The sequence below is a fragment of the Ferrigenium kumadai genome (genome assembly GCF_018324385.1).
Classification (GTDB): Bacteria; Pseudomonadota; Gammaproteobacteria; order Burkholderiales; family Gallionellaceae; genus Gallionella; species Gallionella kumadai.
On record NZ_AP019536.1, the window covers coordinates 695,590 to 713,142 of the forward strand.

Sequence of the window (17,553 nt, forward strand, 5' to 3'; positions counted from 1 at the left end):
AAGGTTCTTGGCTGTTTACTCATTCTATTGGCCACCTGTAGCCCAAGCGTTGTGCTACCTCCTGCATCCAGCGGGGCGTATTGCCTCGGCGCTGCTTATGGAATTCTTTCCACTCGGTTTGCCAATCTAGTTCAGTGATGGATGCGGGCTCATGCAAGGAACACCAAGCTGCGGCGCATAACCAGTAGTTACGCGCGGCAGTTCTGTTAGCATGGGATAGATTCTTCCATAACGCAGTTACTTGTATGAGTGCATCGGTCTGGACAGTTGCGTCGGCTATACAACAGCCATGCACGAATGCTGCATAAAGTTGCAGAAGCGGGCGGTGATGCTGGGAGGAAGTGGAGGGTACTGAGTTCAACTCAGACAAGTCATGGTTGCCTGTATCGTTATTTAGTAGCCATTCAAAAAAATGTGTGCTCCCCACTGACCAAAATTGATCTCCAGCAAAACGTGCGGGATTCTTTTTGGATAACCGTTCGTATATCTCGCATGCCAGTCTGGCATGTACTAGAGCATCATCGTAGCGGCCTTCATCACTTAAACGGTTTGCATAGTTGTTTAGTGACATTGCAAGGTCAGGTTCGTGGTAATCAGGTTTTTCTTGGGACAATCGTTCATGAATTTCTAATGCTAGTCTGGCGTATTCAAACGACTCACTATTTCGACCTACATAACTTAGGGCATTAGAGAGGTTGTTTAATGATCCTGCATACCGAGATTCAAACTGTTCTGGTTTCTTGAGGGCCAATTGCCGGTAAATTTTCATTGCCTGATCAGCGTGATCTAGCGCTATTTCGTAGTCCCCCTTATTGTTGAGGCAATTTGCGTAATTGGTTTGTGCTGCCGCAAGTTCATCTTCGTAGGAATCGTTTTTCTGCTGACGTAGATAGATTTCTAATGATCGTTTGCTGTAAGTCAGTGCCATTTCATTATAATTATTCAACGACACTGCAAGATTGAGTTCGAATTTATTTGGATTTTTCCTTGATAGCTGTTCATCAATCTCCATTGCTAGTTTGGCTGGTCTAAGTGCTTCATCATTTAGACCTATTCTATTTAGTCTGAATGCATATATATCCAATGCCCATGAGTACTCATACAGGGTTGGGATATCGTCAGATTTTTTCAGATATTTCTCTTTACGATTTTCTACTAGATAGTTGGCTACTACGCAGTAGAGCTGCGCAAGCTGAATGGACTCATCTTTCAATCGAGATTTCAGTAAACCAGAAATCTGATTCTTGGTGCTGGTGGGTAACCGCATAAATGCGCCTTCTGCCAGCATAGATAAGTTGCTTGGCGTTTCGGTGGCAACAAGAATGAATTCCTGCCAGCAATGGGCAAAGTGGCGTACTAATGCTTCTGTTAGCGTTTCTTGTAGCTCAGGATAGTGGTCGAATAAACGAGCTATTGTCGTCAGGGCCTGCAATCTTACCGATTGACTTGTATTTTTTCCGAGAACCGCATCCAGTAACTCAGCAGAGTTGGAACGCAATAGAGCTTGGGCTACCAATGCTTCGCCGAGCAGGTCTGGGCGAACAGCTTGCAAGCCATGTTTGCCTGGGTAGAGCGGTATCAATGTATAGAACAAGTGATTGAACTGTGCGGTGCTAATTACCTTTCCGCTCACCTTTTCCCAAGATGGCCACGCGATCTTAGGAGTGGTGAAGCCACCTGATAGTGTGGTTAGAGCCATTAGTTGTTCGGCGTGGAGTGCTGGCGTCAAAATGTCGTGACCGATAAACAGGCCATGCCAGTAGCGACGCTCATGATGCAGCAGAGCGCGAGTCATTCCTTGTGCCGAAGTTGGTCGTTCGCCGCGTAACGCAAGCAAAGCTGCCATCTGCAAATAGAGCGGGCGGCCAAAATGTTCTCCCGCTAATTCCGGGGTGACATCTGGGGCGGGAACATTCAGAGCTGCGGAAAAGGCGTGCAGCGCTTGCCTGTAGGCATGTTGACGATCTCCGATTTCATTATGCAGGGGAGGTAGAGGATAGGGGCCGGAGGTGGCGTAGCCACTGAGCAGAGATTCGCAGTCTTTATTTTTGCCGGGCAGGTTGTCCCACCACTCACCGCCATTGCGTGCCAGCAGAAGAAATCGAACCGGCTGATCGGTGGGGGACTGCAGCATGGCTCTTATCAAGGAGAGAAGGTTGTCCTGGCGAGTTTCGGCATAGTCAATGATTACGAGTAGCGGCTGGTTGAGAGTCTTGAGTGCTTTCCAACCAGAGGACAGCTCTTTGGCTGTGAGGTCGCTATCCATGAATCCTGCATACCAACCGGAAGTAAGGCGTTGCTGGCAAAGATGCAGCGCCAGCCGCGTCTTTCCCAAGCCGCCTGCTCCGGTAATTAGCCTCACAGCTTGCGGATATTGGGCATCATCGAGCCATGTATTCAGATTGTCGAGCTCAGGTTGGCGTGCTGGATCGAAGGGAACCAGCATTTCTTCGGCGCGCAGCAACTGGCTATCGGCAACACTGCCGCCGACCCGCCATCGCCTCTCTGGCATGTGTACTGGCAATTCGTTGTGGGCGGGTTGAAATTCAGTACTGTCTAGGGCTGGTGTGATGGGTTTCTGTGTCGTATCAGGTAGGTTGCCTTTTTGAAGGGCCCAGCCAAAAGCCCCCATTGCTTGAGCGGCACACGCAGGCCATGTGTATTTATCAAGGAGTAAGCCCCGTAATGTGGCGGATTTCTGGCGGGCTTTCTCCGGTTTGTCTGCAATTTTGGTGATTTCCTTGGCTACGGCAGTCGCATCTTCTGGGCGGAAAAATGGTTTGGTGTTTGTACCACGTACGTCAATTGGATAGATGAATCCTTCTTCACAGCCCGGATGGTTCTCTTCCAGTAATTGATATACGCCACTTTGTTTGCTGATTATCAGTGGCACTCCCGCCGCAATTGCCTCCCATGCGGCCAAGCCAAAGCCTTCGTGCCATGAAGGCATCAACACTACGCTGGCACGACTGATGTTGTCATACAGTTCCATTCGATCATGGGTGTAGGGCAAAGCCTGTAGGTTGATAGCCCGACCAGCATGATCTTCGGCAAACGATTTCAATTCAGCTTCCGGATTTGTGTTGGGCTGTCCTGCCATTTCTTCTTCAGTCGCAAAGTCCACGCCGCGCAATACTATCTTGGGCTGGTTGCGTAACCCTTCCGCTCCATCGCGCTCACATGCTTCTTTTTGAGCTTGTGCCAATGCAGCAATTCCCAGATAACCTTGCTTGATTCTAGCCGCATCATTGGTTAAGCGGCCACCAAGAAATGCGACGAACGTATTTGGCGAGGGCTTTGCGCTAATTTCTGCCAAGCCCGGCACGAGCATATGGACGAGCTTGGATTTTCCGACCAAGTCCTCTGCTGCCTTTCGAAGTAAGGGGCCGATGGCCAAGGCCAGATCCGCCTGCTCGAACAAGTCTCGCTGCTCCTGACTCTTGGAATACGCAGTTCTGGAATCCTCGGCAAATGACTCGTAGTGGTCGTAGCTCATGTGGTGTATTAGAGCCGAGCGCCCTCCTGCAATTTTTGCGGCCTCAATAGCCGCACTGCCGGTAATGCGATCGTGCCCCAGCCAAACAGTGCGTTCTCGATCAAAGCCGATTTGATGCTGATTTAGTGTTTCAATAGCTGCCTTAGCTTGATCCTGAGAAAAAGTTTTTTCCTGTGGCTTATAGGGCAGCTTTATTAGCATTACATAGGCATTGCGCGCTTCCTCAACTTCATCAGTAGTTGCTTCAGTAACGATGCATATCACTTGGGCATTGTTATGAAAGGCGATGCCGAATGCCTTTAGAAAATCGGTGTTGAAGCTGTTAATGCCGCCGAGCTTGCTTCCCCATTGTGTGGCAAATGCGATGAGCGAGTACATTCTCTGACTTTATTTAATAGTTATCTTGCTGCTGCGTAATGCGGCATCCTTGCATGAGGGGTGGATTCGTGCAAGAGGATTAAATTCACTTCATCCCCACCCCCAACCACGCATCCGAAGTCAGCGGCCTTGCTACCGCCGCAAGCTGATCCTGCGCAGCGTTTCGAGCATCGCATCCGCCTCTGTCTGGGTGTTGTAGAACGCGAACGAGGGCCTGACGGTGGATTCCAGCCCGAAGCGCCGCAGGATCGGTTGCGCGCAATGGGTGCCGGCGCGCACCGCGATGCCTTCCGCGTCCAGCATCCGGGCGACCTCCAGATCCGGGATGCCATCCATCACGAAGGAGATGACGCCGCCCCTGTCGCGGGGCTGGCCGATCAGGCGCAGGCCGGTGATGCTGCGGATGCCTTCCAGCGCGTAATCGAGCAGCCGGGTTTCGTATCGTTCTATCGCATCGAGGCCGATGCCGTTCAGGTAGTCGATGGCGGCGCCTAGTCCGACGGCTGCCGAGAGCGCAGGGGTGCCCGCCTCGAATCTCTTGGGCGGCTGTGCGAAGGTGGTCTTTTCGAACGTGACATGCTGGACCATGTTGCCGCCGCCCTGCCAGGGCGGCAACTGTTCCCACATTTCCTTGCGGCCGTAGACGGCGCCGATGCCCATGGGGGCGAAGAGCTTGTGGCCGGAGAAGACGTAGAAGTCGCAGCCGATCTCCTGCACATTCACCCGGCGATGCGGAACGCCCTGCGCGCCGTCAATCACGACGGTGGCGCCGACACGCTTGGCCATCGCGGTCATCTCGCGGATGGGCATGACGGTGCCTAGCGCGTTGGAGATATGGGTGATGGAGACGACGCGGGTGCGCGACCCGAGCAGGCGTTCGTACTCTTCGAGGATGATGTCGCCGTTGTCGTCCACAGGGGCGACGCGGATGACGGCGCCAGTCTTCTTCGCGGCGAATTGCCAGGGCACGATGTTGGCGTGGTGCTCGGCTTCGGTCAGCAGTATCTCGTCGCCGGGCCGCAACAGGCTTTCGCTGAAGACGGCGGCGAGCAGGTTGAGGCCTTCCGTGGTGCCGCGCACGAAGACGATCTCCAGCATCGAGGAAGCACCGAGGAAGTCTGCGACCTTGGTGCGCGCGCGCTCGCAGGCGTCACAGGCTTCCTCCGCCAGAGTATGGGTGCCGCGGTGGATGTTGGAGTTCTCGTGCTCGTAGAACCGCGACACCCGGTCGATTACGACTTGCGGCTTTTGTGTCGTTGCGGCGTTGTCGAGCCAGACCAGCGGCTTGCCGTGCACCTCGCGCCGCAGGATGGGGAAGTCGCGGCGGATGCTTTCGACATCGAACATGTTCGTCATCCTTCTCACTTGATGCCCACGCCCAGCCGCGCGTCCGAAGTCAGCGGCATGGGCAGCGTGGGCAGCGTCTCTTCCAGCCAAGCCAGCGCGAGCTTTTCCTTCTCGCGCCACATTTCCTCTCCCATGCCTTTCTTTAGCATCTGGATCGGGGCGCTGCCCCTGACCATGTTCTTCCAGAACTCGGGGACGGTGCCGACGGGGAAGGCTTTGGTGACGCGGCTTATCTCGACGTCGCGGAATCCGGCGTCCTCCATCTCCTGTTTGAAGACCTCGGGGTTCTCCAGCGTGCCGATGGAGCGTTGCGGTTGCGGCAGGTCGGGCTTGATGGCGCGCAGTGCGCCGAACATGGTCTGCATCGCGGGCGACTGGTCCACGGGCGCCCAGCTGGTGACGGCGATGCTGCCGCCCGGTTTGAGCGTGCGGTGGATCTCGGCGAAGCCGCGCTTGCGGTCGGGGAAGAACATGAGGCCGAACATCGAGAACGCGGCGTCGAACGTTTGGTCAGCGTAGGGCAGGGTTTGCGCGTCGCCGCAGTGCAGGGCGATGTTGCCGTGGCCCGCTTGTTCGATCTTCTTTTTGAAGATGGCGAGCATGGATTCGGAGAAGTCGATGCCGTGCACCTTGCTCGCTGTGCTCGCCACCTTGAGCGCCAGCGTGCCCGGCCCGCAGGCGACATCCAGTACCACAGCCCCCGGCTTGAGCTTGCTGGCGGCAATGGCTTCCTCGGCGAACAGCTCGAACACGCGCATATTGGTCTCGGCGTAGCCGTCGGCGACGAGGTTCCACGGTTCACTGGCGGAGAGCGGGTTGGCGGTTGGCTGGGTCATTTCTTTTCCCAAGGTGCAAAGCCGATAGGGCGTTTCTTTTTGGATTCAGGCGGAGCCATCAAGTCGTGGATGGCTTCAAAGACGGCCTTGAAGCGTACGTCGTATTTCTTTTCCAGTGCATTGAGCTTGCGCGCGAGTTCGGCATTGCTGGTCAGCATCTGCCGCAGGCGCACGAAGGCGCGCATGATTTCGATGTTGACGTGGATCGCGCGCTCGCTGCGCAGGACGCTGGAGAGCATGGCGACGCCTTGTTCGGTGAAGGCGTAGGGTGCGTAACGGCGGCCGCCACGTCCGACGGGATTTTCGTTTGAGGTCACAAATTGTGACCTCAAAGTTTTCCATTCCGCCGCATCCAGTTGGAACATGAAATCATCGGGGAATCGTTCGAGGTTGCGCTTGACCGCTTGCAGCAACACTTTGGTTTCCACGCCGTAGAGTATCGCCAGGTCTTCGTCCAGCATGACCCTTTGCCCACGGGTGACGAATATCTTCGACTCGATGGATTCGAGCAAGATCGGCGGAGTCTTGTCTGCGGTCATGATTGCTTTGCGGGTTCTGATCCGTATGCAGCTTATTGTTGGTGGTGCGCAACTCTATTGGAGCTTCCGGCCAAAAACAATATGCCGAAATATATAGGCAATTGAATAAGTCCATTCGCCCAGAGCCTGTCGAAGGGCAAGCATTTCAACCTGTCAATTTGCTTGATGCATCCGTCATGGTTCGACATAACCAGCGACTTGCTCGCTTGCGAGCTTAGTCGAATGGCTAGTAGTTTCATCAAGCTCACCACGAACGGAGGACTTGTTCAGTCTGGCACAACCCGTTACGCCGCAGGCGATTCGCTATCGAAGATTCGTTCGCATTCGGCCATGATCGATTGTCCAATCTCGGATTCATGGCGGGGATCCAGCGATTCCTGCATTTCGTGGGCGATGTAGAGCCCCGCATCGCGGGAGGTGGTCGCGGCGATCTGCCTGGCGAGCTGGTCGCTGAGGTCGGAGAGGTGCTTGCGCTCGGCCAGCGGCAGGCTACGTTTGGAGCGGGCCAGCCACTCTGCGGCGAGCGTGGCGCCTTGGGCTTGGGTCATCCATTGGCCATGCTCGTAATGGGCGGATAGGCGCTCGGCTACGAGGGCGTAGATCAGGGCGATGCAGGCTCCGCGATCCGTTGCGGGCGGGGAAAACACATCACGTGCGTTGCTCATTGCCAGTTTCCTTTTTGCGAATTCTTCTCAACGTTGCATGAGTGAACGGCCAGTCGCGCATACACGTTGTCGTTCCTTTCTGGGACGCGCAATCTTACGCCTCTCCCCTTGTTTTTAACCGTCGGTTTCAGCGATTCCGGAACAGGGATATGATCGGCTGCGAAGTTTATAAACGGCAATCGATTTCGGGAGAGGCTGATATGAAAGCTACGCAGCCAGTCAAGGTGATCGGGGTGGCCAGCGGCGTCGGGGCGCAGGATCGCGGCTGCGAGGATGGGCCGTCTATCCTGCGCGAGCTCGAGGTCTTTCGCGGCGCGGATGTCACGGCAGTCTGGGGCGGCGTGCTGCGTCCCAAGGCTGGGGCGGGATCGGCGGTCTCGGTGGATGCGGAGCTGTGCACGCGCCTGGCGAAGCAGGTAAGACACACGCTGGATGAGGGCCGGTTCCCGCTCGTGGTCGGCGGCGATCACTCGTGCGCCATCGGCACATGGAGCGGGGTGCATCGCTGGCTGGACGGGCGCGGGCCGCTCGGGCTGATCTGGATAGATGCGCACATGGACAGCCACACCTTCGCCACCACGCCCAGCGGCGCTCTGCACGGCATGCCGTTGGCCGCCCTGATGGGCTACGGCGAACACGAGCTGACGGAACTCGTCGAGCATGTGCCCAAGCTGAAGCCCGAACATGTCTGCCTGCTGGGCGTGCGGAGTTTCGAGGAGGGCGAGGCGGCGCTGCTGCACCGCCTGGGCGTGCGGGTGATCGGCATGCAGGAGATACGCGCACGCGGTCTGGCGGAGGTGCTGGCCGAGGCGATGTCCATCGCGCGCAACGGCACGGCAGGCTTCGGCGTGAGCCTGGACCTGGACGTGCTCGACCCCGCGGAAGAACCGGGAGTCGGCAGCCCCGCGCCCGGCGGACTGCATTGCCATGAGCTGGAGCAGGCGTTGCACCAGCTGCACGGCGATCCCGCGTTGCTGGCGATGGAGATCGTGGAATACAACCCGCACCGCGACCGCGACCATCTGACCGCCAGGGCGGCGGGCGCACTGTTTCGCGCGGTGCTGTGAATAGCGCCAAACGGAATTTGATCCGGGCCGCGCACGTGCCCGCAGCAAGAATCGGATAAAATTTCACCATGCAAACGAAATATATTTCCTCTTCCAATCGTCCCGGCCTGTTGCGCAAAGCCGTGACGCTGGTCGGCATGGTCGCACTGGGCGCTGTGGCGCTGATGTTCTCGGCGGTGCTGCTGACGGTTCTCCTGATCGTCGCCGTGATCGGCGGCGCTTATCTGTGGTGGAAGACGCGCGAGCTGCGCAAACAGTTCAGGGAGATGCAGGCCCGGATGCGACAGATGCACGAAGCCGCCGCGAGCGCCGGCGAGCCGCAAGGCGGAGTGTTCCGCGGCGAAGTCTTTGAAGGCGAGATCATCGAGGGCGAAGTGGTTCGGGTGCGCGAGGTCGACGTTCGAGTTAAGGGAATGCTGAGCAAGTCTTCCGTTCGTGGTGAGCCTGTCGAACCATGAACGGAAGACAACATAGATGCAATAGCTTGCAACGCTTGCCCTTCGACAAGCTCAGGGCGAACGGACTTATTCAGTGTTTCGTTAAACGCTGAAGGCGATTCAGCTATGTGGCTGCAAAAAGAAATACGCCTGAGACCCAGGGCAAGAGGCTTTCACCTCATCACCGACGAGTTGCTGCGCGAACTGCCCGAGCTGCGCGATTTCAGGATAGGCATGATGAACGTCTTCATCATGCACACGTCGGCCTCGCTGACGATCAACGAGAACGCCGCTCCCACGGTACGCGAGGATTTCGAGAGCTGGTTCAACCACGCCGTGCGCGAAGACGAACCTTATTACCTGCATCAGGACGAGGGCCCGGACGATCTGCCCGCGCACATCAAGGCCAGCCTGCTCGGCTGCAGCCTGAATATCCCGGTCCGTAATGGCAGTCCCGCGCTGGGAACCTGGCAGGGCATCTACCTGTGCGAACACCGCAACCACGGCGGCAGCCGCCGCATCGTGGTGACGGTGCAGGGCGAATAGTCTTCCCAAAAAAGAAGCCCGGCGATGCCGGGCCAAGGGAGGAGCCGGTTGTTTTTTGTGCGGCCGGGTCAGGCGTATGCCGGTGATTGCCGAGCGGAACGTTTCGCCGCGGGGCGCTTGCCTGCCGATATGGGCGTGCCGGAATTCATCTTGAAGAACCCGACAAGTTGCTGAAGCGTTTCAGCCTGGCTGCTCAGCGCCTGCGACGTCGCGGCCAGTTCTTCGCTGCCGGAGGCGTTGTGCTGGGTGGCCTGGCTCATCTGCATCATCGCCGTGTTGATCTGCGCCACGCCGCCGCTTTGCTCCATACTGGATTCGGCGATTTCCTGCACGAGGCCGGAGGTCTTGTTGATTGCCGGGACCATCTGCTCGAGCAGCCGGCCGGCACGCTCTGCCAGTTCGACACTGCTGCCCGCGACGCCGCCGATTTCTTGGGCCGCCACCTGGCTGCGTTCCGCGAGCGCCCGCACTTCGGCGGCCACCACGGCGAAGCCGCGCCCCGCATCGCCTGCGCGCGCGGCTTCGATCGCGGCATTCAGGGCCAGCAGGTTGGTCTGGTACGCGATGTCGTCGATGATGCCGATCTTGGCGGCGATCTGCTTCATCGCCGCTACGGTCTGCAGCACCGCCTCGCTTCCTTCCGATGCCTGCGTCGCCGCTTGCGTGGCCATGCTGTCGGTCAGCTTGGTGTTTTCGGTGTTCTTCTGGATCGCTGAGCTCATCTGTTCGACGGAGGCACTGATCTCTTCCACGTTGGAGGCCTGTTCGCTCGATGACTGGCTCAGGCTTTGTGCGGTGGAACTGATCTCTTCCGAGGCCGAGGCCAGTTCGCCGGCTGCACCGCGAACGTCCGTGACGATGCTCGCGATATTCCCGGCCATGGTATTGATGGCGTGCATCAGGCGGCCGACCTCACCGTGGTACTCCACCGACTTGAGCAGGCTCACGTCTCCTGCGGCGATGACCTGGCAGCTGCGCACCGCCTGCTCGAGCGGGCGCAATACCCTGAAGGAGAGGAGCCACCATATCCATAGCACCGTCGCCAATGCGGCAGTTACGAGCAGGCCGATCTCTCCGGTATGGGCATCGGAAACCGTGTCCCGGCCGATGGCGTGCAATGCCTCTCCGCCAAGCGCCAGGATGATTAGGCCGACGAACGCACAGGCAAGCGATACCCGGGCATGGATGCTCAGGTCGCTCATGGCGGCCAGGCGGCCGCGCCATCCGGTCGGGACTACCTTTCCTTCCTTGATGGTGATCCCCTTGGCGGTTCCTTCGCGGAACCGGCGGTATAACTGCTCGGCTGCCTTCACCTGTTCGGCGCCCGGTTTGGTGCGCAGGGACATGTAGCCGGTGATCTGTCCGTTCTCCCAGATCGGATTGGCATTCGCTTCGACCCAGTAGTAGTCGCCGTTCTTGCAGCGGTTCTTGACCAGGCCGCGCCAGGGCTTGCCGCTCTGCAAGGTGCGCCACAGATCCTTGTAGGCTTCGGGAGGCATGTCCGGGTGGCGCACGATGTTGTGCGAGGCGCCCAGCAATTCCTGTTCGGTAAAGCCGCTCATTTCGAGGAAAGGGCGATTGATGTAGGTGATCCGTCCCTTCAGGTCGGTCTTGGAAACGATATATTCGCCCTCGTTAAGGTGGCGTCCGACATTGGTTACGGGCAGATTCACGCGCATGGCTATTCTCCAGATGGGATGGCTGACGTTCGAATGCGCTAAGAAACTTCCTTTGCGCAAAAGGCGTTAGCCGAACGTTGGAAATATACCCGGCGAAGGAAAGAAACACAGTCAGCGTTTCTTGATTTACCCGTAGTCCTGAGGGAACCCGGGGTAGGGAAATTCCTATAGGGATGCCTAGGGCCCCATGTGCGGCGCGGGTCTGACAGGCTTATGCCTGCCAGACCCCGAAGCCAGCCGAACGCAGGTCGATGCCGATCTCGACTTCCCTCTCGCACGCCTCGTCGTAGGACATCGGATTGAAGCCCTCGTAAAGGTCGGGCCATAGCCGCAAGCCGTATTCCTTGACGTAACGATTGGACTGGATGCCGGCCTTGTGTTTGTCGAAGCGCACGTCGGGGTCGATGCCGGTCATGCCGACGTAGACGCAGGGCTTGCCCGGGATGTAGCCGGGGTTGCACTTCTTGAACTTCCCCTCATACAGGACATCTTTCGACAGTTCGATCACATAGATGTTGTAGTGGTTGCGGCGCGACATGGTTGTTTCGGTGAGACTTGAGGCGAGGGAATATACCGGACTTGCCGGCGACGCGTCATTGCCTCACACCCCGATGTCCTCGTTCCATAACTTGGGGGAAGCCTTGATGAAGTGCGACATCAGGTCGATGCATGTCGGATCCTGAAGGACTTCGACCGTCACTCCTCTGGATCGAAGGAGGTCCTCCTCACCCATGAAGGTCCGGTTCTCTCCGATGACCACCCTGGGGATGCCGTAGAGCAGGATCGCTCCGGTGCACATGGAACAGGGCGATAGCGTGGTGTACAGGGTGCATTCCCGGTAGACGGCTGCCGGCCGGCGTCCCGCATTTTCCAGCGCATCCATTTCCCCGTGGAGCACCACGCTGCCGGTCTGCACGCGCCGGTTGTGTCCGCGGCCTATGATTCGGCCGTCGTGCACGATGACAGAGCCGATAGGAATGCCGCCTTCCTGCAGTCCCTTTTCTGCTTCCTCGATGGCTGCTTTCATGAATTCGTCCATGATGCCCGCTCCTTTCTGAATGAGAGACGCCACATCTTACGCCACCGTAGTCCTGCCTACACATTGCTGCTCATTGCGGGGCAATGGGCAAGGTATTAGCCTGAGACCGGACGTTCCATCTGTTTTTACCGATAGAAGGAGATCGACATGAAACACAGCGAACAACTCATTCAGCAGGTATGGGAAAAAGGCCGCGCCAACGGCGAGATCGATTCCAATCTGTGGCGCGAGGACGAATGCGGTGCGTGGATCAGCCGCGCGGATTACGGCAAGACGGATTCCGACTTCGGGTGGAGGATCGTCAACGTGACGCCCGGCGCACCGGATACACCGGAACACCTGCGGCCGTTCCATCATGCCAACGGCTACGATCTTCCAGGCGGTCAGCCCAAGCGTCACATTACGGCAGACCGTACCGGCATCGCCACTTTCGAGCACACTTTCCAGCCGCGCAACCGGAAGGTTTGAAGGGGCGAGTTGGGAGGGGATTTATCCGAGGCAAGTTGTGCTGAACTCGCGATAGTCCGGCGTAATATCTCGAATGGCGGGGTTCATCACCTCTGCGCTCACTTGCTTTGAACTGCTTGGATATGAGCGCGGGACAGTTTTTGGTAAAGGCGGATTTGTCGCTGGAGCGGCCACCAATCGTACAGGAAAATCTGCAGCGGACGCCACATGGCGACCCAGCCAACGATTGTCAGGCTTTCGCGCGCGATGTTGGAGCCGACATTGGCGCCAAGATTTCCGATGATGTCAGCCGCGAGCAGACAAAGTGAGACAAAGACGATCCCGATAACCAGGCTCATGCGGCCTTGCCGCATAAGGTGTTTCAGGGCGTTGCGCGTATTTTCGGCTTTGTACGCGAAGTGGTTATGAACTGCCTCAGTCAACAACTCGCTCGGGTCGCCATCTGACGGCCACTGTTCAATGTGGATGGTTATATGGAAGCGGCTGCCTGGCGGAAATCCGGACGCCCAGGTTTCGATGAAAGTATTTGCCTCCGGATCAAGATCCTTGTTCAGGAACGGCGTCGGATCCATCGAGTTGAACAATTGCGCAATCTCGCGCACTCGCAGTGACAGTCGATGAGCAGGATTGGAACTGGCTGATTTATTCACAGGAACATCATACCAAATGTACCGCAGGCTAATTGTTTGGATGCCTTGAACAGTTCAGCACAGCCTGCGCCATCAGTCGTTCATGGCATGCCTGCCACGTGGCGTTCTTCGTTCAGTTTCGCCAGCTTGGCTTTCAGCTCTGGCAGGATCGCCGCGACTGCCTTTTCTCCTTCGAGCACGGCCTTGTGGCGTCCGCTCGCGTCGGCCGAGGGGAGGCCGGAGGTGACGGGCCGGACGATGATGTCCGCGCTGGATTGCTCGTGGCGATTGATGGTCTTCCCGAAAATCGAAAAGGTCTGCAACAGGATGTCCGTCATCCCTTCCGTGCTTCTGTCTTGGGGGCGGACTGAAATGTCGACGGCGATGACGAAATCTGCGCCCAGCGTGCGCGCCACGCTCGCCGGAACGGGCGCGACCAGCCCGCCGTCCACGTAATCCTGGCCGTTGATGGTGACGGGCTGGAAGAACACCGGTATGGACGAGGAGGCTCGAACGGCCATGCCGGTATTGCCCTTGCGGAATACCACCATCTCGCCGCTGTTCAGGTTGGTCGCGACAGCGGCAAAGGTCTTGTTGAGCTTTTCCATCGGGCGGCCCTTGACGTTCCTGTTGATGAAGTCCTGCAGCGCTTGTCCTTTGATGCAGCCGCGTTTGTCCGTGACCATCGTCTCGGCGATGCAGCGATACAAGCCCGAGCCGTCGAGAATCTGGTCTTCTTCCATGTTCATGGACAGTTCTTGTATCTGGAAGCCGGTGAGTCCGGCTGCGTAGAGCGCACCCACGACAGAGCCTGCGCTGGTGCCTACGACGATGTCGGGAGAGATGCCTTGCGCTTCCAGCGCCTTGATCACGCCGACATGGGCAAAGCCGCGCGCGGCGCCGCCGCCCAGTGCGAGCGCGATCTTCGCGGGGGGGCGCTCCACCACGGGCGTGGTAGGCGGCAGCTGTGGCTGCGGCGGTGGCGTTACCTGGGGCGTGGTGCAGGCGGTGATGCCGAGCAGCAACAGGATTGCGATTGCGTATCTCTTCATGAATTCAATTCTTCGGTTGGTGCATGGATAGCTGTTTCGGACTCAAGTATACCGCCCCAGTTCCCCTTATTCTCCAATCACTTGGGCCATGACGCCGCCGGCGCAGTTATTTGTTTGCGCTCGTTATTGTGATTGCCGTGATCTCGGGCGGTGTGTTGCTGCTTACTGGGTCTGCTGTTCCATCGCCTTCCGTTGTTCTTCGGCTTGCTTTTGCTGCTCGGCATCCGTTGCCTTGGCCTTGTCGAGCGCGTTGCGCGGTTCCTCGAACAGTTTGGGGGCCGGGGGCTGGTCGTTTTTCGGGCTGCATGCGGCGAGCGACAGGAGTGCGCATAGCGCGGCGGTGCGGTAGCTCATGATGGACTCCTCGATTGTCTGGTTGTTCGAGCAATGGCCGCGACAGGGAAGACTTCCGGCCACGGCCTTTGGGGAGCAGGCAGGATACCATCAAGGCGAATGCCGGGGGGGCGCGGCTCATACCTCTGGCGAGGTAGGTATTCACCCGATTGCAAAGCAACGGCGGAGGCGCATATTAGCGGGCGTGGACAGTCTGGGCCGGTTTGGGCCGCGAAAGGAGGAAGACATGTCGCTAGTGACCGATACTTTGCGTGCCTCGACGATCACCGAGGGATTGAACGATGTCGAAGTCGGGATACTCGCCGGATTGTGCGAGATCATTGAGTACAAGGATGGCGAGGTTATCCTGAAGCCGGGGGGGCCATATACCCCCAGCCTGTACATCCTCGCGCAGGGCGGCATCGACGTGAAAGTGCTGGCTGGCGAAGAGGAATCCAGCCTCAACGTGCTCAAGCAGGGCGACCTCGCGGCCGTGATCACTTTCGTCGGCGGCGATTCATCGGAGATCAGTGCGTCGCTTTACGCAGTGGGCGACGTCAAGGTTTTGAGTCTGGATCAGACGCGGTTCAAAAGCCTGGTCGAGACCCACCCCATGCTTGTGTATCACGTCATGCAGGGCGTGGTGCGCAATGTGGACCGTATCGTGCGGATCGTGAACGACCAGAGCGCGGAAATGAATGAGTATATCTGCCACGCCAACATCCACTACTAGCGGGCAATTCTTTGCGCTTCAGTATCCTAGCGCCCTTGCACCCTGATAGAACGCGAAGCTGATCAGCCAGGCCAGTGTCAGCGACCAGCCGATGACCAGCGCGGTGTAGCCGGGCTGCTTGGCCTCGTTTTGCATGGTGGCGATGGCGGACAGACAGGGCGTGTAGATCAGCGTGAACAGCATGAAGCTGTAGGCCTGCACCCAATCCAGCTGCTGTCCCAGCGCGCTGCCGAGCGCTTCGCCGGAGAGTCCGTAGATCACCGCGAGCGAGCCGATGACGATCTCCTTTGCGACGAAGCCGAAGATCAGCGCGATGGTGAGCTGCTCGTTGATGCCGATGGGGGCGAACATGGGCTGAAGTGCGCCGCCGATCATGCCGGCCAGCGTGTCCGGTCCGGCGGGGACGGCGGAGAACGGGATGTGGGTGAGCAGCCACACCAGCACCACGCCGGCGACGATGAACTTGGTGGCGCGGCGCAGGAAGTGTTGCACCTCCAGCCAGCCGCGCAGCGCCATCTGGCGCAGGGTGGGGAAGCGGTAGGGCGGCAGCTCCAGCACGAACGGTTCCTCCGCGGGGAAGCGGCGCCTGAACAGCAGCGCGGTGAGGATGGCGGTGGCGAAACTGAACAGGTACAGGCTGAACAGCACCAGCGGCGCGGTCTTGGGCGCGAACAGCGCGGCAGTGATGAACACGAACACCTGCAATCGCGCCGAGCATAAAGAGAATGGGATCACCAGCATGGTGAGCAGGCGCAGGGTGCGCGAGCGCATCACGCGGGTGCCCATCAGCGCGGGTACGTTGCAGCCGAAGCCCATCAGCAGCATCACGAAGCCGCGCCCGTCCAGCCCCATCCTGGCCATCAGCGCATCCATCAGGAACGCCGCGCGCGACAGGTAGCCGCTGTCTTCCACCATGGCCATGAAAAGGAAGAACAGCACGATGATGGGCACGAAGGCGGCGACGGTCGCCACGCCGTTGTAGATGCCATCCAGCAGCAAGCCGTTCAGCATGGGCGGCAGCACGGAGAATGCGGGTTCGAGCGCGGTCGCACGCAACCAGCCCAGCGCGCCGCCGACGCCGGTCTGCAGCGGCTGGCCCAGGATGAAGATGCCCTGGAACAGCAGATACATGATGCCGAAGAAGATCGGCAGTCCCAGCCAGGGGTGCAGCATCACGCGATCCAGCTTTGCAGTGAGGTTGTCCGGCAGTTGGGCCGGAACCTGCACGGCATGCTGCATCACGCGCGCCATCTCGGCCTCGATGTGCTCGTCCTGTTCGAGTTGGGAGCGCAATTCTTCCGCCATGCCGGGCGTGGGGTAGCGCAGCGCCCTGGTGACGGCCTGCATGGCTTCCTGGTAGCCGGTGCCGTACTTGCCGCTGAGTATGAAGATCGGCATGCCCAGCATCTCCGCCATCTTCCTGCTGTCGATGGTGATGCCGTATTTCTTCGCCTCGTCCGCCATGTTGAGCAGCACCACCACGTTCATGTCGAGCTGCTTGAGCTGCAGCAGCAGGCTCATCTGGCGCTCGATCTGGGTGGCATTGAGGATGACCAGCGCCAGGTCGGGCACGTTGTCGTGCAGGAAGTGACGCACCACCTGCTCGTCGTCGGAGAAGCCGTGCAGATCGTAGAAGCCGGGCAGGTCGATGATCTCCACCATGTTATCGCCCAGCAGGATCTTGCCGCTGAGCAGTTCCACCGTGATGCCGGGCCAGTTGCCGACGCGCGCCGCGCCGCCGGTCATGCGGTTGAACAGGGTGGATTTGCCGGTGTTGGGCATCCCCAACAACGCGATGCGCTTCACGGGCGCACCAATAAATCTACTGCGCAGCCCGATTGCGGCGTCGCGTGCTCGTTCATTCCTCGCCTACCTAATTGGTATGTCTCGTCATTCACTGATGAAACTCCTAGCCATCGACTAAGCCCGCTAGCGGGCAAGTCGCTGGTTATGTGCGGCTCCTTGCACTCGGGCTTGCTCGCTACGATTTCTAGGTGCGCCCTCATGCCTTTTTCACCGTGATTTTTGCGGCTTCGCTGCGGCGCAGCAGGATGTCGGTGGTGCCGATGCGCACCTGGATCGGCCCGGAGAAGATGGCCTTGCGGATCAGTTCGACCCGCTTTCCGCCGCGAAAACCCAGCGCGAGCAGGCGCTGATGCAGCGCTTCCTCGGCGTGGATCGAGACGATCGTGGCGGTGTCGCCTGGATGCAGGGTGGCTAGGGTGATTGCGAACATGGCGGCAGTCGATTCGGATTGCGGCATTATTTCACAGCCTTCCCGCCTTTGTCGCGGTCAGGCCGATTGGGTT

General features: G+C 58.6%; 18 protein-coding genes. 5 read left to right on the forward strand and 13 right to left on the reverse strand.

Features of this window, described 5'->3' with window-relative positions; genetic code table 11:
* Nucleotides 1-19: 19 nt before the first annotated feature.
* From FGKAn22_RS03250 to FGKAn22_RS03270, 5 genes are all read right to left on the reverse strand, one after another.
* Nucleotides 20-3,874 carry a tetratricopeptide repeat protein gene (locus FGKAn22_RS03250; protein ID WP_212786551.1) on the reverse strand — a complete coding sequence of 1,285 codons (3,855 nt, stop codon included), beginning with the start codon at nucleotides 3,872-3,874 and terminating at the stop codon, nucleotides 20-22.
* A gap of 132 nt (nucleotides 3,875-4,006) precedes the next feature.
* Nucleotides 4,007-5,221, reverse strand: coding sequence for a cysteine desulfurase (locus FGKAn22_RS03255; RefSeq protein ID WP_212786552.1), 1,215 nt, complete (start codon nucleotides 5,219-5,221; stop codon nucleotides 4,007-4,009).
* A 14-nt stretch (nucleotides 5,222-5,235) separates the two neighbouring features.
* Nucleotides 5,236-6,057: a class I SAM-dependent methyltransferase gene (locus FGKAn22_RS03260; protein ID WP_212786553.1), complete on the reverse strand. Its 822-nt coding sequence runs from the start codon at nucleotides 6,055-6,057 to the stop codon at nucleotides 5,236-5,238.
* Complete coding sequence (locus tag FGKAn22_RS03265) at nucleotides 6,054-6,596, reverse strand: ORF6N domain-containing protein (RefSeq protein WP_212786554.1); 543 nt, start codon at nucleotides 6,594-6,596, stop codon at nucleotides 6,054-6,056. The genes FGKAn22_RS03260 and FGKAn22_RS03265 overlap by 4 nt, the downstream gene beginning before the upstream one ends.
* Before the next feature lie 284 nt (nucleotides 6,597-6,880).
* Nucleotides 6,881-7,261, reverse strand: a complete 381-nt coding sequence (locus FGKAn22_RS03270) for a hypothetical protein (RefSeq protein WP_212786555.1) — start codon at nucleotides 7,259-7,261, stop codon at nucleotides 6,881-6,883.
* Between the two features lie 200 nt (nucleotides 7,262-7,461).
* Between FGKAn22_RS03270 and FGKAn22_RS03275 the strand changes: the two genes are divergently transcribed.
* The 3 genes from FGKAn22_RS03275 (at nucleotide 7,462) to FGKAn22_RS03285 (ending at nucleotide 9,311) form a co-directional block, all read left to right on the forward strand.
* Nucleotides 7,462-8,328 (forward strand): arginase, encoded by an 867-nt coding sequence (locus FGKAn22_RS03275; protein ID WP_246487447.1) that lies wholly within the window; start codon nucleotides 7,462-7,464, stop codon nucleotides 8,326-8,328.
* Nucleotides 8,329-8,396: 68 nt separating this feature from the next.
* Nucleotides 8,397-8,786, forward strand: coding sequence for a hypothetical protein (locus tag FGKAn22_RS03280; protein ID WP_212786557.1), 390 nt, complete (start codon nucleotides 8,397-8,399; stop codon nucleotides 8,784-8,786).
* 105 nt (nucleotides 8,787-8,891) lie between these two features.
* Nucleotides 8,892-9,311 (forward strand): secondary thiamine-phosphate synthase enzyme YjbQ, encoded by a 420-nt coding sequence (locus tag FGKAn22_RS03285; RefSeq protein WP_212786558.1) that lies wholly within the window; start codon nucleotides 8,892-8,894, stop codon nucleotides 9,309-9,311.
* A gap of 68 nt (nucleotides 9,312-9,379) precedes the next feature.
* Here the strand turns inward: FGKAn22_RS03285 and FGKAn22_RS03290 are convergent, their stop codons facing one another.
* From FGKAn22_RS03290 to FGKAn22_RS03300, 3 genes are all read right to left on the reverse strand, one after another.
* Nucleotides 9,380-10,990 carry a methyl-accepting chemotaxis protein gene (locus FGKAn22_RS03290; RefSeq protein WP_212786559.1) on the reverse strand — a complete coding sequence of 537 codons (1,611 nt, stop codon included), beginning with the start codon at nucleotides 10,988-10,990 and terminating at the stop codon, nucleotides 9,380-9,382.
* Nucleotides 10,991-11,201: 211 nt separating this feature from the next.
* On the reverse strand, nucleotides 11,202-11,528 hold the full coding sequence (locus FGKAn22_RS03295) for a hypothetical protein (RefSeq protein ID WP_212786560.1): 327 nt from the start codon (nucleotides 11,526-11,528) through the stop codon (nucleotides 11,202-11,204).
* 63 nt (nucleotides 11,529-11,591) lie between these two features.
* Nucleotides 11,592-12,029, reverse strand: a complete 438-nt coding sequence (locus FGKAn22_RS03300) for a nucleoside deaminase (protein ID WP_212786561.1) — start codon at nucleotides 12,027-12,029, stop codon at nucleotides 11,592-11,594.
* Between the two features lie 147 nt (nucleotides 12,030-12,176).
* On the opposite strand from FGKAn22_RS03300, the gene FGKAn22_RS03305 reads away from it, so the two are divergent.
* Complete coding sequence (locus FGKAn22_RS03305) at nucleotides 12,177-12,497, forward strand: hypothetical protein (RefSeq protein ID WP_212786562.1); 321 nt, start codon at nucleotides 12,177-12,179, stop codon at nucleotides 12,495-12,497.
* 98 nt (nucleotides 12,498-12,595) lie between these two features.
* Here the strand turns inward: FGKAn22_RS03305 and FGKAn22_RS03310 are convergent, their stop codons facing one another.
* From FGKAn22_RS03310 to FGKAn22_RS03320, 3 genes are all read right to left on the reverse strand, one after another.
* The gene (locus FGKAn22_RS03310; RefSeq protein ID WP_212786563.1) at nucleotides 12,596-13,147 is read right to left on the reverse strand and encodes a hypothetical protein; all 552 of its coding nucleotides are present in this window, start codon (nucleotides 13,145-13,147) and stop codon (nucleotides 12,596-12,598) included.
* Nucleotides 13,148-13,227: 80 nt separating this feature from the next.
* Nucleotides 13,228-14,178, reverse strand: coding sequence for a patatin-like phospholipase family protein (locus FGKAn22_RS03315; RefSeq protein ID WP_212786564.1), 951 nt, complete (start codon nucleotides 14,176-14,178; stop codon nucleotides 13,228-13,230).
* Between the two features lie 162 nt (nucleotides 14,179-14,340).
* On the reverse strand, nucleotides 14,341-14,532 hold the full coding sequence (locus FGKAn22_RS03320) for a hypothetical protein (protein WP_212786565.1): 192 nt from the start codon (nucleotides 14,530-14,532) through the stop codon (nucleotides 14,341-14,343).
* Nucleotides 14,533-14,758: 226 nt separating this feature from the next.
* Here FGKAn22_RS03320 and FGKAn22_RS03325 point away from each other — a divergent pair, with 226 nt between their 5' ends.
* On the forward strand, nucleotides 14,759-15,244 hold the full coding sequence (locus FGKAn22_RS03325) for a Crp/Fnr family transcriptional regulator (protein WP_212786566.1): 486 nt from the start codon (nucleotides 14,759-14,761) through the stop codon (nucleotides 15,242-15,244).
* Between the two features lie 18 nt (nucleotides 15,245-15,262).
* On the opposite strand, the gene feoB is transcribed toward FGKAn22_RS03325, so the two are convergent.
* On the reverse strand, nucleotides 15,263-17,050 hold the full coding sequence (gene feoB / locus FGKAn22_RS03330) for a ferrous iron transport protein B (protein WP_212786567.1): 1,788 nt from the start codon (nucleotides 17,048-17,050) through the stop codon (nucleotides 15,263-15,265).
* Nucleotides 17,051-17,246: 196 nt separating this feature from the next.
* Entirely contained in the window at nucleotides 17,247-17,507 is a 261-nt protein-coding gene (locus FGKAn22_RS03335; protein WP_425513849.1) for a FeoA family protein, read from the reverse strand.
* Between the last annotated feature and the right edge of the window lie 46 nt (nucleotides 17,508-17,553).

What these genes read in the sequence shown, in the direction of transcription:
- FGKAn22_RS03250 (WP_212786551.1), bottom strand. Translation starts at nt 3,874, where the DNA reads ATGTACTCGCTCATCGCATTTGCCACACAATGGGGAAGCAAGCTCGGC.
- FGKAn22_RS03255 (WP_212786552.1), bottom strand. Translation starts at nt 5,221, where the DNA reads ATGTTCGATGTCGAAAGCATCCGCCGCGACTTCCCCATCCTGCGGCGC.
- FGKAn22_RS03260 (WP_212786553.1), bottom strand. Translation starts at nt 6,057, where the DNA reads ATGACCCAGCCAACCGCCAACCCGCTCTCCGCCAGTGAACCGTGGAAC.
- FGKAn22_RS03265 (WP_212786554.1), bottom strand. Translation starts at nt 6,596, where the DNA reads ATGACCGCAGACAAGACTCCGCCGATCTTGCTCGAATCCATCGAGTCG.
- FGKAn22_RS03270 (WP_212786555.1), bottom strand. Translation starts at nt 7,261, where the DNA reads ATGAGCAACGCACGTGATGTGTTTTCCCCGCCCGCAACGGATCGCGGA.
- FGKAn22_RS03275 (WP_246487447.1), top strand. Translation starts at nt 7,462, where the DNA reads ATGAAAGCTACGCAGCCAGTCAAGGTGATCGGGGTGGCCAGCGGCGTC.
- FGKAn22_RS03280 (WP_212786557.1), top strand. Translation starts at nt 8,397, where the DNA reads ATGCAAACGAAATATATTTCCTCTTCCAATCGTCCCGGCCTGTTGCGC.
- FGKAn22_RS03285 (WP_212786558.1), top strand. Translation starts at nt 8,892, where the DNA reads ATGTGGCTGCAAAAAGAAATACGCCTGAGACCCAGGGCAAGAGGCTTT.
- FGKAn22_RS03290 (WP_212786559.1), bottom strand. Translation starts at nt 10,990, where the DNA reads ATGCGCGTGAATCTGCCCGTAACCAATGTCGGACGCCACCTTAACGAG.
- FGKAn22_RS03295 (WP_212786560.1), bottom strand. Translation starts at nt 11,528, where the DNA reads ATGTCGCGCCGCAACCACTACAACATCTATGTGATCGAACTGTCGAAA.
- FGKAn22_RS03300 (WP_212786561.1), bottom strand. Translation starts at nt 12,029, where the DNA reads ATGGACGAATTCATGAAAGCAGCCATCGAGGAAGCAGAAAAGGGACTG.
- FGKAn22_RS03305 (WP_212786562.1), top strand. Translation starts at nt 12,177, where the DNA reads ATGAAACACAGCGAACAACTCATTCAGCAGGTATGGGAAAAAGGCCGC.
- FGKAn22_RS03315 (WP_212786564.1), bottom strand. Translation starts at nt 14,178, where the DNA reads ATGAAGAGATACGCAATCGCAATCCTGTTGCTGCTCGGCATCACCGCC.
- FGKAn22_RS03320 (WP_212786565.1), bottom strand. Translation starts at nt 14,532, where the DNA reads ATGAGCTACCGCACCGCCGCGCTATGCGCACTCCTGTCGCTCGCCGCA.
- FGKAn22_RS03325 (WP_212786566.1), top strand. Translation starts at nt 14,759, where the DNA reads ATGTCGCTAGTGACCGATACTTTGCGTGCCTCGACGATCACCGAGGGA.
- FGKAn22_RS03335 (WP_425513849.1), bottom strand. Translation starts at nt 17,507, where the DNA reads ATGCCGCAATCCGAATCGACTGCCGCCATGTTCGCAATCACCCTAGCC.